The 13,894-nt window shown below is 30.1% G+C and carries 22 protein-coding genes; all 22 read left to right on the plus strand.

The window, feature by feature from the left end; genetic code table 11:
• The first annotated feature begins 30 nt into the window (after nt 1-30).
• The 22 genes from RMN92_RS13460 (at nt 31) to RMN92_RS13565 (ending at nt 13,679) form a co-directional block, all read left to right on the plus strand.
• Nucleotides 31-444, plus strand: coding sequence for an OsmC family protein (locus RMN92_RS13460; protein WP_309609952.1), 414 nt, complete (start codon nt 31-33; stop codon nt 442-444).
• A gap of 179 nt (nt 445-623) precedes the next feature.
• A complete protein-coding gene (locus tag RMN92_RS13465) occupies nt 624-845 on the plus strand; it encodes an SHOCT domain-containing protein (protein ID WP_309609953.1) in 222 nt (73 codons plus the stop codon).
• Nucleotides 846-1,020: 175 nt separating this feature from the next.
• Nucleotides 1,021-1,377, plus strand: a complete 357-nt coding sequence (locus tag RMN92_RS13470; RefSeq protein WP_309609954.1) for a hypothetical protein — start codon at nt 1,021-1,023, stop codon at nt 1,375-1,377.
• A 268-nt stretch (nt 1,378-1,645) separates the two neighbouring features.
• Nucleotides 1,646-2,155 (plus strand): pyridoxamine 5'-phosphate oxidase family protein, encoded by a 510-nt coding sequence (locus RMN92_RS13475; RefSeq protein ID WP_309609955.1) that lies wholly within the window; start codon nt 1,646-1,648, stop codon nt 2,153-2,155.
• Between the two features lie 28 nt (nt 2,156-2,183).
• On the plus strand, nt 2,184-2,888 hold the full coding sequence (locus tag RMN92_RS13480; protein ID WP_309609956.1) for a type 1 glutamine amidotransferase domain-containing protein: 705 nt from the start codon (nt 2,184-2,186) through the stop codon (nt 2,886-2,888).
• 131 nt (nt 2,889-3,019) lie between these two features.
• Nucleotides 3,020-3,592, plus strand: coding sequence for an NAD(P)H-dependent oxidoreductase (locus tag RMN92_RS13485; RefSeq protein ID WP_309609957.1), 573 nt, complete (start codon nt 3,020-3,022; stop codon nt 3,590-3,592).
• Nucleotides 3,589-3,978, plus strand: coding sequence for a hypothetical protein (locus tag RMN92_RS13490; protein ID WP_309609958.1), 390 nt, complete (start codon nt 3,589-3,591; stop codon nt 3,976-3,978). Before RMN92_RS13485 ends, RMN92_RS13490 begins: the two co-directional genes overlap by 4 nt.
• 330 nt (nt 3,979-4,308) lie before the next feature.
• Complete coding sequence (locus RMN92_RS13495) at nt 4,309-5,403, plus strand: AI-2E family transporter (RefSeq protein ID WP_309609959.1); 1,095 nt, start codon at nt 4,309-4,311, stop codon at nt 5,401-5,403.
• A gap of 27 nt (nt 5,404-5,430) precedes the next feature.
• Nucleotides 5,431-6,345: a YihY/virulence factor BrkB family protein gene (locus tag RMN92_RS13500; protein ID WP_309609960.1), complete on the plus strand. Its 915-nt coding sequence runs from the start codon at nt 5,431-5,433 to the stop codon at nt 6,343-6,345.
• Between the two features lie 191 nt (nt 6,346-6,536).
• Entirely contained in the window at nt 6,537-7,007 is a 471-nt protein-coding gene (locus RMN92_RS13505) for a PA2169 family four-helix-bundle protein (RefSeq protein WP_309609961.1), read from the plus strand.
• Between the two features lie 125 nt (nt 7,008-7,132).
• Nucleotides 7,133-7,624: a TspO/MBR family protein gene (locus tag RMN92_RS13510; protein WP_309609962.1), complete on the plus strand. Its 492-nt coding sequence runs from the start codon at nt 7,133-7,135 to the stop codon at nt 7,622-7,624.
• Nucleotides 7,625-7,647: 23 nt separating this feature from the next.
• Nucleotides 7,648-8,406, plus strand: coding sequence for an ABC transporter permease (locus tag RMN92_RS13515; RefSeq protein ID WP_309609963.1), 759 nt, complete (start codon nt 7,648-7,650; stop codon nt 8,404-8,406).
• A gap of 4 nt (nt 8,407-8,410) precedes the next feature.
• Complete coding sequence (locus RMN92_RS13520) at nt 8,411-9,187, plus strand: ATP-binding cassette domain-containing protein (protein WP_309609964.1); 777 nt, start codon at nt 8,411-8,413, stop codon at nt 9,185-9,187.
• An 18-nt stretch (nt 9,188-9,205) separates the two neighbouring features.
• The gene (locus RMN92_RS13525; RefSeq protein ID WP_309609965.1) at nt 9,206-10,036 is read left to right on the plus strand and encodes an MlaD family protein; all 831 of its coding nucleotides are present in this window, start codon (nt 9,206-9,208) and stop codon (nt 10,034-10,036) included.
• Nucleotides 10,037-10,326: 290 nt separating this feature from the next.
• On the plus strand, nt 10,327-10,542 hold the full coding sequence (locus RMN92_RS13530) for a hypothetical protein (RefSeq protein WP_309609966.1): 216 nt from the start codon (nt 10,327-10,329) through the stop codon (nt 10,540-10,542).
• Between the two features lie 40 nt (nt 10,543-10,582).
• Nucleotides 10,583-10,999 carry a low affinity iron permease family protein gene (locus RMN92_RS13535; RefSeq protein ID WP_309609967.1) on the plus strand — a complete coding sequence of 139 codons (417 nt, stop codon included), beginning with the start codon at nt 10,583-10,585 and terminating at the stop codon, nt 10,997-10,999.
• Between the two features lie 132 nt (nt 11,000-11,131).
• Nucleotides 11,132-11,599, plus strand: coding sequence for a hypothetical protein (locus tag RMN92_RS13540; RefSeq protein ID WP_309609968.1), 468 nt, complete (start codon nt 11,132-11,134; stop codon nt 11,597-11,599).
• Between the two features lie 153 nt (nt 11,600-11,752).
• Nucleotides 11,753-12,391, plus strand: a complete 639-nt coding sequence (locus tag RMN92_RS13545; RefSeq protein ID WP_309609969.1) for a porin family protein — start codon at nt 11,753-11,755, stop codon at nt 12,389-12,391.
• A 27-nt stretch (nt 12,392-12,418) separates the two neighbouring features.
• On the plus strand, nt 12,419-12,571 hold the full coding sequence (locus RMN92_RS13550; protein WP_309609970.1) for a lmo0937 family membrane protein: 153 nt from the start codon (nt 12,419-12,421) through the stop codon (nt 12,569-12,571).
• A 44-nt stretch (nt 12,572-12,615) separates the two neighbouring features.
• Complete coding sequence (locus RMN92_RS13555; RefSeq protein ID WP_309609971.1) at nt 12,616-12,963, plus strand: YtxH domain-containing protein; 348 nt, start codon at nt 12,616-12,618, stop codon at nt 12,961-12,963.
• A gap of 27 nt (nt 12,964-12,990) precedes the next feature.
• Nucleotides 12,991-13,344, plus strand: a complete 354-nt coding sequence (locus RMN92_RS13560) for a hypothetical protein (protein WP_309609972.1) — start codon at nt 12,991-12,993, stop codon at nt 13,342-13,344.
• Complete coding sequence (locus RMN92_RS13565) at nt 13,341-13,679, plus strand: hypothetical protein (RefSeq protein WP_309609973.1); 339 nt, start codon at nt 13,341-13,343, stop codon at nt 13,677-13,679. The genes RMN92_RS13560 and RMN92_RS13565 overlap by 4 nt, the downstream gene beginning before the upstream one ends.
• Nucleotides 13,680-13,894: the final 215 nt, after the last annotated feature.

A 13,894-nucleotide genomic window follows, 5' to 3' on the forward strand; every position in this document is an offset into this window, starting at 1 on the left:
ATAAATACAAACCAATTAAAAAACAACAGTATGAAACGCACCGCAAAAGCACATTGGTCAGGAAATTTAAAAGAAGGCAAAGGCAATTTATCCACAGAAAGTGGCGTCCTAGAAAATACAAATTACAGCTTTAAAACCCGTTTTGAAGAAGGCGAAAAAGGCACAAATCCAGAAGAATTACTAGCTGCAGCGCACGCAGGCTGTTTCACTATGGCAGTTAGCTCCATGTTTACTCAAAAAGGAATTAGCGTTACCAATCTGGACACCCAAGCCACACTCACCATGGAAGGATTAACCATTACAGGCATACATTTATCAATATCTGGCGAAGTTCCAGATACCAGTGCAGCAGATTTTGAAACCATAGTCAAAGATGCCGAAAAAAACTGCCTCATATCCAAAGTATTAAATATCCCCATAACTTCCGAGGCACATTTTAAATAATCTTTTGGGCGTGACCCTCCATTGCTTCGTCGTTCCTCCTCGCAACTTCGGGTCGTGCTATACGCTACAATCTTTTTAACACCTGACAGGTTTTGAAAACCTGTCAGGTCTCAAAAAGGATTTCCGCTACTATCACTCACGCATTATAATAGAATATTAACAACTAAAACTCAAACATTATGGATTATAATAATTATTATTTCGGCATGAACATCATTTGGTGGGCCATTTGGATTATTTTACTTTTCTGGATATTCGCCATACCTTATAGTATTCCAGGACAACGCCGCAGAAAAGATTCTGCTTTCGACATACTTCAAAAACGCTATGCCAACGGTCACATTACAGAATCTGAATATCTTGACAAAAAAAGAATATTGGAAGAAGAGTTGAGAAAGTAGTTTTTAACCTTTTCTAAACCCAACAAACTGCCATCAAAAACCAAAAGTTTATAATGGCAGTTTTTTTATGCAACAAATTGAAATCATATAACAATATCAATTAGTTGTGTAAATAATTTAATATCAATTATTTGAACTTTGTATTATTATAAAAAATCAAATAAATAATTTTAAGATGGAAAGTAAAGAAAAAACCAGCGAAAAGAATTACGGTACACAAATCGATTCAACTGTAAAAACAATTGAGGATCATGTGGAGAAAAAATCTGGAACAGGTTTGACTACAGTGATCAGCAAATGGATTGATACCTTGGAAGACCACAAAGAATTGAAAACAGTAGCTTCCAACTTGAAAAAATTGAAAGAAGCTATTGACGATAAAGACACTAAAAAAGCAGTGACTTTATTGGAAACTTTGGGCGAACAAACTACCAAAGCTGCTTCGGAAGCTGAAGGAACTGAAGCTACCAAAATTAAAAGTTTAGGTAAAGCTTTAACCAGCGCATCAAAAGCTATTGCAAAATTTATGTAATAAATTTTGAATGAAAAAAGAATTTCCCAATTCTTTTTTCATTTTAAATTTTATAAAAACTTGCGCCATGACAAAAAGAAGATGGAGACTTTCTACATTATTTTATTTTTATTTGAATTTTTAAAATAGTAAAAAGTATGAAAAAGGTAGCAGATCCAATAGATAAATCTTGTTGGAAAGGATATAAAAAAGAAGGAACCAAAACCAAAAATGGTAAAAAAGTGAATAATTGTGTTCCAAACAAAAAGAAATAACAAAACGGAAAAATATGAGCAATTCAGAAAAAAATATTGAAAATGAAGGTGTAAAAAAATTAATTGAGCTGGTTGATAATATAACTATCTGTTTTTTTTGTACAGATTTAAAAGCTGGCGATGGCGCAACTGCCACACCAATGAGCGCACAAAAGGTGGATGAAGAAGGAAATATTTGGTTTTTTAGTGGAAAAGACAGCGACAAAAACAAAGAAATTAGTAAAGATAAAGATGTTCAATTATTTTTTTCGCATCCAGGTAAGAGCAGTTATGTTGTTGTAAATGGTGAAGCAGAGATAGTAACCGATATCGAAAAAATCAAAGAATTATATACACCTGCTATTAAAATTTGGTTCAAAGAGGGTGTAGAAGATCCAAATATTTCACTTATTAAAGTAGCCACTAAAAATGCTTACTATTGGGATACTGTAGGTGGCATAGCTATAAATTGTATTAAAATGATAGCTTCAGTAGTTACAGGAAAAAATTTAGTAGAGGGAGTTGAAGGAAATATTACTGTATAGTAGAACTTAATTATTAAAACATAAAAATATGAAAATCTTAATGGTATTAACATCGCACAGCAAGTTAGGAAATACTGACGGCAAAACTGGTTTCTGGATTGAAGAATTTGCAACACCTTATTATTTATTTAAAGAAGCAGGTGTACAAATTACTTTGGCATCTCCAAAAGGTGGTCAGCCACCAATTGATCCTACAAGCGATGCTCCAGAAAATCAAACGGAAGCCACTGTAAGATATAAAAATGATTCCCAATTATTATCGCTTATGGCAAATACAAAAGTGTTGTCTGAAGTAAGCTCTGATAATTTCGATGCTATTTTCTATCCAGGTGGTCATGGTCCTTTATGGGATTTGACAAACGATATTTATTCCATAAAACTCATTGAAGATTTTTGGGAAGAAAACAAACCAGTAGCCACAGTTTGCCATTCGCCATCAGTGCTTTTAAAAGCAAAAGATGTGGATGGAAATTTAATTATAAAAGGCAAAAATGTAACCGGTTTTAGCAATGAAGAGGAAGATGCTGTTAAACTTAGAGACGTGGTACCTTTTTTATTGGAAAATGAATTGATGTCTAAAGGTGGATTTTATTCCAAAAAAAAACCATGGGAATCTTACGTTGTTAAAGACGGATTATTGATTACTGGTCAAAATCCGCAATCATCGGAAGCTGTGGCAGAAGAATTGATATTGTTGCTTCAAGAGTCTCCAGAACTTGAAAATATAATATAATTTCTATTCCGATTAAATTCAAATTAATTAATTTTACCACAGATACACAGATTTTTAAAATACAATTTAAAATGTGTATCTGTGGTAAAAAATTTACTATAATACACAAAACATGTCTAAGTTACATTTAAATGAAAACTATGTATAATATTTCCATTATATCATCAAGTGTTAGAACCGATCGCAAAAGTCACAATGTTGCTTTATATTTCCAGCAGTATTTAACTGAAAATGATTTGGCAAACGCTGAAATTTTAGATTTAAAAAAATATAATTTTCCTATTTTTGAGGAACGATTTAAAAATCTTAAAAATCCAGATAACGATTTGAAAGATTTTGTATCTAGAATTACAAAATCTGATGGCATTATTATTGTAACACCAGAATATAATGGAAGTATTCCTGCTGGTTTAAAAAACGTCATCGATTTATTATATGAAGAATGGCACCGCAAACCGATTTCATTTTCCACAGTTTCGTCAGGAGAATTCGGAGGTTCGCAAGCCTTAATACATTTACAATTTATATTTTGGAAATTAAGAGCTTGGACTTTTACAGCCAATTTTCCAGTTTCCAAGGTACAGGATAAATACACAGATACAGGATTGGCTATAAATAAACTTGAATCTGATAAGTTTGCCAAAATTTTTATCAACGAATTTTTCAACTGCATTCAAGCCAGTAGAAATAATACTGAAATATGATGGTTTACAATCAATTATTATGGCTTTTCATACTTTCAATTCCAATTGCTTGCATTTCTTGGACTGTAACACACGAAGAAATTTTCAAAGAACCAAGAGATTTTTGTATCGATAAAAGTCTGCATTGTGGAAAACTCTATCAAAGAAAATTCTTTTACTTATTTACTTGCGAATATTGTTTTAGTCATTATATAACCTTATTCTTTTTAATATTTACTGGTTATAAATTATTGATGGACAATTGGTTTGGCTACGTAATTGCTGAATTCTCCTTGGTCTTTATAGCCAATTTTTATATGAGCTTGTTTGCACTCCTTCGGCAAGAAATCAAAAAAGAAAAAGCGGTAATTGTTCAGATCGAAAAAGAAGTTGAGCATAAAAGTTAGTTTCAATTGTAATTTATGTAATAACAGCCCTTTGGGTGCAATTATTTTTTATAGCTAAATTATTACGATTTTGTCACACTGAGCTTGTCGAAGTGTCTTTTAAATAGGGTCTTTGCTTCCTTCGTCAGCACAAGCTAAGCTCAGACTGACATTTTCGCTTTAATAGATTATATGTTTTGTAAAAAATCATTTTTTAGTTAATTTAAGTAATTGCACGCCATGGGTTAATCATAATAATTTCTGGTGTAAATCTTGCAATACTATTATATAATTCTATAACAACCTTTATGACATTTTATGTGAATTTTATTTGTTAATAATATAACAAATATGACCACAACAAATACTTCAGTTATAAAGAAATTATTACTAATTTTTTTGATTTTTTCGGCACTTTATTTTGCCAAACAATTTTTAATGCCACTATTTATAGGAGGAATATTAGCCACTTTATTTCTACCATTTTCAAAATGGATGGAAAGTAAAAAAATCCCAAGATCACTTGCTGTATTTTTTTGTTTGCTGGCATTGTTGTTAACTATTGCTTTGCTTATTAGTGTTTTGGGATGGAAAATGTCTGAACTTTTCACAGATATTGACATGATTAAAGAAAAAGCAATTCAGAAGAGCCAAGAAATCCAAACCTACATATTTAATAATTTGAACATTTCTATTAAAGAGCAAGATGCTATTTTAAAATCCGAAAAACCATCGGTTTCAAATATTATGGAAATGATGTTTGGATCTATAGCTTATGTTTTTTCAACTCTTATTTTGGTTTTAGTTTATTATGTTTTTTTACTTTATTATAGAACCCATATCAGAAATTTTTTCTTGAAAGTTTCAGCCAGGTCAGAACGAGAAGAAATGGAACAAATGATTGACAGATCCACCCATATTTCACAACAATATTTGCTCGGTTTACTAAAAATGATTGTGTGTCTGTGGATTATGTACGGTATTGGTTTTAGTATTATTGGAGTAGAAAACGCCATTTTTTTCGCCATACTTTGCGGTATTCTTGAAATAGTTCCTTTTGTTGGAAATATAATTGGAACCACAATTACCGTTTTGGTTACATCCATAAATGGAGGCGATACTACATTGTTAATCGGAATTATTGCAACCTATGGAATTGTACAATTTATTCAAGGTTGGGTTCTAGAACCACTAATTGTAGGCGCACAAGTAAAAATAAATGCACTGTTCACTATTATTGCATTAATTATTGGGGAATTAATTTGGGGAATTCCAGGCATTATTTTGGCTATTCCACTTACCGCTATTTTTAAAATTATGTGCGATCATATTGAATCTTTAAAACCTTATGGATTTTTAATAGGTGAAGTAGAAACCAGAAAGTCAAATAAATCAACTTTAGACGATATAAAAATTAGACTTTCAAATTTAGGGAAAACAAAATAATTTAAAAATAACAAACAAAAACATACAATGAATACAAAACACACATTAAAAAATTTAGGGAAATTATTTAAGATTACCTTCAAAGAGTGGAACGAAAAAGATCCGTTTAGGCAAAGTGCAGTCATTGCTTACTATGCCATATTTAGTATTCCAGGATTATTGGTTTTAATTATTACAATTGCTGGATATTTTTTTGGAAATGATACTGTAAACGAAGATATTCTAAGTCAAGTATCTACCACGTTGGGTTCGGAAACTGCTTTACAAATTAAAGATATTTTAGAAAAATCGAGTCAATCAAAATCAACGCTATGGGGATCTGTAATAGGTATTGTAATTTTGCTTATTGGTGCTACTGGAGTATTTGTAGAACTTCAAAAAACACTGAATTTAATTTGGAATGTTAAGTTAAAAAAACAAAATGGAATCATTTTATATCTTAAATCTAGGATGTTTTCCTTTGGATTAATTTTGGCAATTGCATTTTTGTTAATTATTTCTTTGGTTATTTCAACGGCTTTGGCTGCCATGAGCGATTGGGTGAAAGTAGATACTTCGGCGTTCATGATTTCGGTATTCAACATCCTAAATTTTATAATTTCCTTAGCTGTTATATCCATGCTTTTTGCGATGATTTTCAAGATTCTGCCCGATGCTAAAATTAAATGGAAACATGTTTGGTTGGGATCATTGGTTACAGGATTGCTATTTACCATTGGAAAAACTGCATTGGCATACTACTTCGGTCAAGCAGAACCGGCCTCTATTTATGGCGCTGCAGGTTCAGTAATTTTAATTTTACTTTGGGTTTCCTATTCATCAATGATATTATTTTTTGGTGCAGAATTTACAGCTGCCTATGCAAAAATGTATTCTGGCATAATTCCTCCTACAGAAATTGCGAAAGTCGAAATTCCAACAAAACTCGAAAAAACTTTGTAAAATATTGTTACCACTATAATTTAAACTGTCATTAAATGATACTGTCATAAAATCTTAAAATCTTTCAATCCTACAATCTTTTAATTTAATGAAATGATATAACGAATTTACAAAAATGTGTAACAATTTCTGACACTAAATTATTGAATTTTACCATTATATAAATCATTATAAATTTAAACCAAATAAAGATGGACAACGAAAAAACAATTGAAGTATTAAATTCATTAATCGTAATTAATAACGATAGAATTGAAGGTTACGAAACAGCATCTAAAGAAACTGAAGCAGGAGATTTAAAATCATTATTTTCAGATTTTCAACAAACTAGTTTTACTTGCAAATCTGAACTTGTAGCCGAAGTGAATAGGTTAGGAGGAACTCCTGATGAAGGAACTAGAGTAACTGGTAAATTTTTTAGAGTTTGGATGGATGTTAAAGCTGCTTTAACAGGAAACGACAGAAAATTAATCTTGGACTCATGCGAATATGGAGAAGATGTAGCATTAGAAGCTTATGAAAATGCATTAACCAAAGATGGAATATCTACAAACAGTGGTGCAAAAGACATGCTTAGCAAACATCATACTGCATTGAAAGCAGACCATGATAAAGTTAAACAAATGCGTGATGCTTCGAAACAAGAAAAAGAAACAATGTAATTATTAGTTAGTTTTTTTAAATATATCAATGTTGTTTAGTCAAGAGAAGAAATTTTAAATTCACCAAAGCTTAAGAAGCAACCTTTGGTACTAGCTAAACGGCATGATATTTTAAACTAAAATATATGATAGAAAAAAATACACTTTCTCCACAGTGGAAATTATTTATTTGCATAGTCATATGTCAAGCCATTGGCATTATTTCTGGATTAATTGCTGCAACAAACAATAATGTTTGGTTTGAATCTTTGCAAAAACCTTCTTGGAATCCACCAGGGTATTTATTTGGTCCTGTATGGACATTTTTATATTTGCTCATGTCTATTTCACTTTGGATAGTTTGGAAAAGTAATATGAATGAAAAAATCAAAGACCAAGCAACATTAATCTTTGCATTACAATTGTTTTTAAATTTTTGGTGGTCTATTTTATTTTTTAAATTTCAATCGCCATTGTTTGCATTTATTGATATTATTTTTATGATTATTTTAATATTCATATCAATTTCGCGATTTTCAAAGTTCTCTAAATTGGCAGCTTGGTTGCTGGTGCCTTATATTTCATGGGTATGCTTTGCAGCAATATTAAACTATAAAATTATGGTTTTAAATAATTAAAATAACCCTTAAATTTTAAAATTTTGAATACCTATTTAAAAAATACTTTTGAGAATACTGGTAACGTTTCATTATTCACCTTAAGGTTTTTCAAAGAAATTTTGAAACCACCTTTTCAAATAAATGAATTTTTAAGACAATGCTATGCTATTGGATATAAAACCTTGCCATTGGTTAGCATCACTGGGTTTATTATGGGTTTGGTTCTTACAATTCAATCCAGACCAACCTTGGCAAAATTTGGTGCCGAATCATGGATTCCAGGCATGGTAGCGCTTTCACTAATTAGGGAAATTGCACCTGTAATTACAGCATTAATATGTGCTGGAAGAATTTCCTCTGGTATTGGTGCAGAATTAGGCTCCATGAAAGTGACAGAGCAAATAGATGCTATGGAAGTTTCGGCTATAAATCCTTATAATTATTTGGTAGTAACTAGAATTTTAGCCACTACTTTAATGGTTCCAATATTGGTTTTTTATGCAGATTTGGTTGGCGTTTTTGGAGGATATGTTGGTGTAAATTTACATGGCGATATTAATATGACAAGGTATTTTGCACAAGTATTAGAATCAATAAAATTTATGGATATTTTACCAGCTACAATTAAAACTTTTTTCTTCGGATTTTTTATAGGAATGATAGGCTGTTACAAAGGTTTTAATGCTGCTCGTGGAACTGCAAGTGTTGGAATAGCTGCCAATGAAGCAGTAGTTTCGGCATCATTATCAATTTTTATTATTGATATGTTTGCGGTGCAATTAACAGATATTTTACAATAATATCATGATAAATCTAGAAACTACAAGTAGCAAAAAAATAAATTCTAAATTGAATAATCCAATTATAGAAATAAAAAATCTATACAAATCCTTCGGGAAAAATGAAGTTTTAAAAGGTCTTGATATTACTGTAAAAAAAGGGGAAAGTTTGGTAGTTTTAGGTCGTTCAGGTTCTGGTAAATCAATAGCTATTAAATGTTTGGTAGGTTTGATTAAAGCCGATAAAGGCGAAATTAATGTATTTGGAACAGATATTACCAAAGCCAATTATATAGAGCTTAACGATATAAGAACTAGAATTGGATTTTTATTTCAAAATGGAGCACTTTATGATTCAATGTCTGTTAGACAAAATTTAGCTTTTACATTAAAACACCACACCAAGGATTTACCAACCGATGAAGTAAACAAAAGAATTGTTGAAGCCCTTGAAAATGTTGGTCTAGAGGAATCTATAGATAGCATGCCTTCGGAACTTTCGGGCGGTATGCAGAAAAGGATAGGACTTGCCAGAACACTTATTATAAATCCTGAAATCATATTGTATGACGAACCAACTACTGGTTTAGATTCAATTACATCTAGAGAAATAAGTGAACTTATATTATCTATTCAAAAAAAATACAAGACTACTTCAATAATAATTACCCACGATATGCCTTGTGCAAAAATGACTAGCGATAGAATTTTAATTCTAAAAGACGGCGAAATTAATGCAGAAGGAACTTATGATGAATTAGAAAAAAGTGAGGAAGCTTGGGTAAAATCTTTTTTTATATAATTATTAAATTTTGAAAAAATGAATAAAAATTCAAATCATACTTGGAAATTAGGAATGTTTGTAATTATTGGCATTACAGTGTTTATATTGACCATTTATCTAATAGGAAAAAGCCAAAATTTGTTTGGATCAACTTTTGTATTGAGTACAAAATTTAAGAACGTAAGTGGTTTGACCATAGGAAACAATGTACGTTTTTCTGGAATCAATGTTGGAACTGTAGATGATATTCAGTTTGTATCAGATACATCGGTTGTTGTAAAATTAATTATTAAGGACGATGTTCAAAAATTCATAAAAGTTGATGCCACAGCAAGTATTGGATCCGATGGATTAATGGGCGACAAAGTATTAACAATTTCTCCAGGAAGAGGTTCAGATAAAATTATCGCTGACAATGGTTCTATCAGATCAACCGAAGCTATTGAAATGGAAGATTTAATGAAAGGCGTAAAGGTAAGCGTGGATAATGCTGGAATTATAACCAATCAATTGGCACAGTTTAGTAGCAAAATGAACAACAACAACGGTGCCTTATCTAAATTAATGACAGATCAAAACGTAGCATCTAGTCTTGAAAAAACTTTGTTAAATTTGGAGTCTAGTTCAAATGAGTTTTCAACTTTCACAAAAAAAATGAATAATAAAAAAGGTATTTTATCAAAACTGGTTAACGATGAAAAGTTGGGGAGTTCTATAGATTCGACCATTACCAATATTCAAACAGGAACTATCGAATTAAATGAAACTGTAAAAGCAGCTCAAAATAACTTTTTATTGAAAGGATATTTTAATAAAAAGAAAAAAGCGGAAGCCAAAAAATTAAAAGACTCTTTAAAGCAAAAGTAGAAAGTGGGAATAATATAAATATATCCAAAAATTATATAACTATTTACGCAATCTTTTAGATATATTTGTATCAGTAAATAGTTTTAAGTTTAAAGAGATTGTCTTAATTGGTAAGCGTATTCTGAAATCAAAAAATAAATTTGCATAGTATTCGTATATTGTTATTAAAAATCAATTATACTTAAACTCAGCAAATATTTTGAAAAAGGATATTTTTATATGCCATTTTTGACAATCTCTTTTATTTTTAATCATCTTTAAAATTATTATACAATCAAAAATATAAAATTATGAAAACTGAAAGCGAATTAAATAATGATATTCTAAAAATAACAATGATAATTCGCGATAATTATCCAGAGATATCTAAGTTTTTAGCAGAAATGCCAATTACAATTCCAGAAGAATCTCATCCAAAAATAAACATACAAATTCTGCAAGATTATTATGATTCTTTGCAAAGTCTCATAATTGAATACGATGCAAAACATAAAAAAATTTGCTGATTCAAAATTCTATAAAATCAACTTCGTTATTTTCTAAAATATGAAAAATACTTACCTAAGCATTGAAAAACAATTCGAAAAGTTGACTTTATTATCTACAGCCATACTTGGAAATTCAATTACGTTTATGTTGGCATTTTGTTTGGTTTTATATTGGTGGATAAATGATATAGAATCCAAAGCGAGTGTACACCAAATTATTGGCGATATAATTTTCGGAACTACTTTTTTAAGTCTTTTTATTATTCAAAAATCTTTTAACAGATACTCAGCATTAATTCATTTAAAAATTAATGAACTAGTATCATCGCATGAAAATGCAAATAATGCAGTTATAAACTTTGAATCTAAATCCGAAAGAGAAATCAAAGAAATCCTCAAAGAATACACAGATATTGAGAATGAAACAGGCGAAAACGACGCATCAATAGATGAAGATTTGTCCAAAAAACCTTAAATGCTGTAATACTATTTCATAATTATATAAAAGAATTTTAAGCTATTGATTGCAAATTTGTAATTCACAATAAGTATGTCCTTTTTTTAAGTGATAAACTTAAAATAGTATTAACAATTAAAATCAATAACTATGAAAAAATCATTTTTTATTCTTGCAATGAGCACATTTATGGCAGGATTTGTGTTTACAAGTTGTAAAACAAACGTGGAAAAAGAAGCTGATGCTGTCGAAAATGTGCAAGATGCAAAAGAAGACTTAAACGAAGTAAGAAACGAAGCTGTTGCCGATACGGTTGCTCAATCAAATAATTCAGAATGGGAAGCATACAAAACACAAGCCCAAGCATCTATCACTGCAAATGAAGCACGAATTGCCGATTTAAAAAAAGAAATTAATAAAGTTGGGAGCAAACTAGACGCTAGTTATAAAAAAAATGTCGATGCTTTGGAACAAAAAAACATGGCGCTTAAAGCAAAAATTGATGGTTATAAAGCTAGCAATCAATCAGATTGGGATTCATTTAAAAGAGAATTTGATTCCGACATGACAAAACTGGGTGATGCTTTCAAAAACCTTACGGTGAATAACGAAAAATAATAAAAAGCGGGATTTATTCTCGCTTTTTTAATTTTAAACTGGAGATGTGTGAATCTTATAAATTTAACAAAAAGTTTTATAACACAATGTTTCCGAAATTGAGACAATTTTGTATCGTAATAACAATGTTACATTAAAATAAAAAAAAACAATATGAAAAATTCAAAATTAATAATTGCCCTGACACTTTTTATGGGTCTTACGCAATTGTCAAATGCACAAACAGACAATGCCAAAGTAGGTATTAAAGGAGGCGTAAACTTTTCAAACTTATACACAGATGATGTTGATGACAATAATGTACTAACCGGCTTCAATGTAGGTTTATTTGCTAAAATCCCAGTTACAGAAATGTTTGCAATTCAGCCAGAGTTAAATTATTCTACAAAAGGCGCAAAGTTAACTTACAACAATACTTTTGCAAAAGGTACAGCCAAATTTAACCTTGGATATATTGAAATACCAGTATTGGCAGTTGTTAATATTACAGAAAATTTCAATATTCATGCAGGTCCTTATGCAGGATACTTATTGTCTGCCAATGTAAAAAATGATGCAAACAATAATTCATACGATTTTGAAAATAATTTTGAAGCAGAAGATTTCAATCGTTTTGATGTTGGTGCATCTGTAGGGTTAGGTCTTGATTTAGATTCTTTTAGCGTAGGTGCAAGATATAATTACGGATTAACAAATATAGGTAAAGAGAGAACTTTTTTAGGTACATCCTACACATTTCCAGACGCAAAAAATAGTGTTATAAATATTTACGCAGCATTTTCATTTAACTAAACATTTAACCAATTAAAATTTTATATTATGGGCAATTTACTTTATACAATCGCAGTTATTCTGATCATTTTTTGGGCTATTGGCTTCTTTGCTTATAGCGCTGGATCATTAATTCACATATTACTTGTCATAGCATTAGTAGCTGTAATACTACGTGTTATTCAAGGCAAAAGAGTATAATTACATTTCAAAAAGAATTATTATAAACATTTAAACTATATATTATGGGAACTAATAAAACATTATTAGGAGTTTTAGGCGGCGTAGCTGCAGGAGCATTAATTGGAATTTTAATTGCACCAGAAAAAGGATCAAAAACTAGAAGAAGAATTTTAGACAAAGGTCAGGAATATGCTGATGATTTGAAAGGAAAATTCGACGACCTTTACGAAAGTGTTGTCAACAAATATGACAGTGTTGTAGAAGAAGGAAAAAGCATGATGGGTGACAAGTGGGAAAATGGTAAAGCTACTTTAGAAAATAAATTCCAAGAAGGCAAAAATGCTTTAGAAAATAAATTCGAAGAAGGAAAAGATTATGCTTCGAAAAAAGTAGATCAAATCAAACAATAATTTTAAAATAAATAAAAATTAAAAATTATGGAAAATACAGTAACTACGATTGAAACCCTTTTTGAAAAAGCCGAAGTATTCACTAAAACTTCTTTAGAATTATTAAAGCTTAACGCGATTTCTAAATCTTCTGATATATTAGCCTCTTTAGCTGTAAAATTGGTTTCGGCTACGATGGTTGCAACATTTTTCTTATTTTTAAACATAGGGCTTGCCTTTTGGGTTGGGGAACTTTTAGGCAAGTCTTATTATGGTTTTTTTGTCATAGCTGGATTTTATGCATTTATTGGAATTATATTCAATATATTTAAAAATAGCTTGATTAAAGAGCCCATTAAGAATTCCATTATTTCTGAAATTTTAAAAGATGATGAAGCATGAAAACAACTAACCAAAATGATGTTTTAACTGAGAGAATTACTTATTTAAAAAGCAGACAAGCTCATGAATTGCAATTGCTAAAACAGCAATACGATATTACATTAAACAATTTGAAACCTATCAATTTAATTAAAAGTACTTTTCAGGAATTTAAATCTTCGAAGGAATTAAAATCAAATTTGATAAATGGAGCGGTTGGAATTGGAACAAATTTTTTACTAAGCAAGGTCATGTTTCTTAGTCCAAAAAATCCATTAAAGAATATTCTTTACAACGGTATCAGATATGTTGCTAATAATTTTACAAGGAAAAATCAAAAAACGTTACCGCAATAGAACATTATAAAATCAAAAAAAATTCTCGAGAAATCGGGAATTTTTTTTGTTAGTATTTAAAGGATTTTATTTTGGAGGATACCTATTTACATTAACAACTATCCTAAATATAATCTTATAGATATGAAGGTATCTTAATTAGAATATAAAAGTCTAACTCTAAAATCTAAAATCTAAAATCTAAAATCTAAACTCTAAAATCTAAACTCTAAAAT

Source organism: Flavobacterium sp. (assembly GCF_031363805.1).
Classification (GTDB): domain Bacteria; phylum Bacteroidota; class Bacteroidia; order Flavobacteriales; family Flavobacteriaceae; genus Flavobacterium.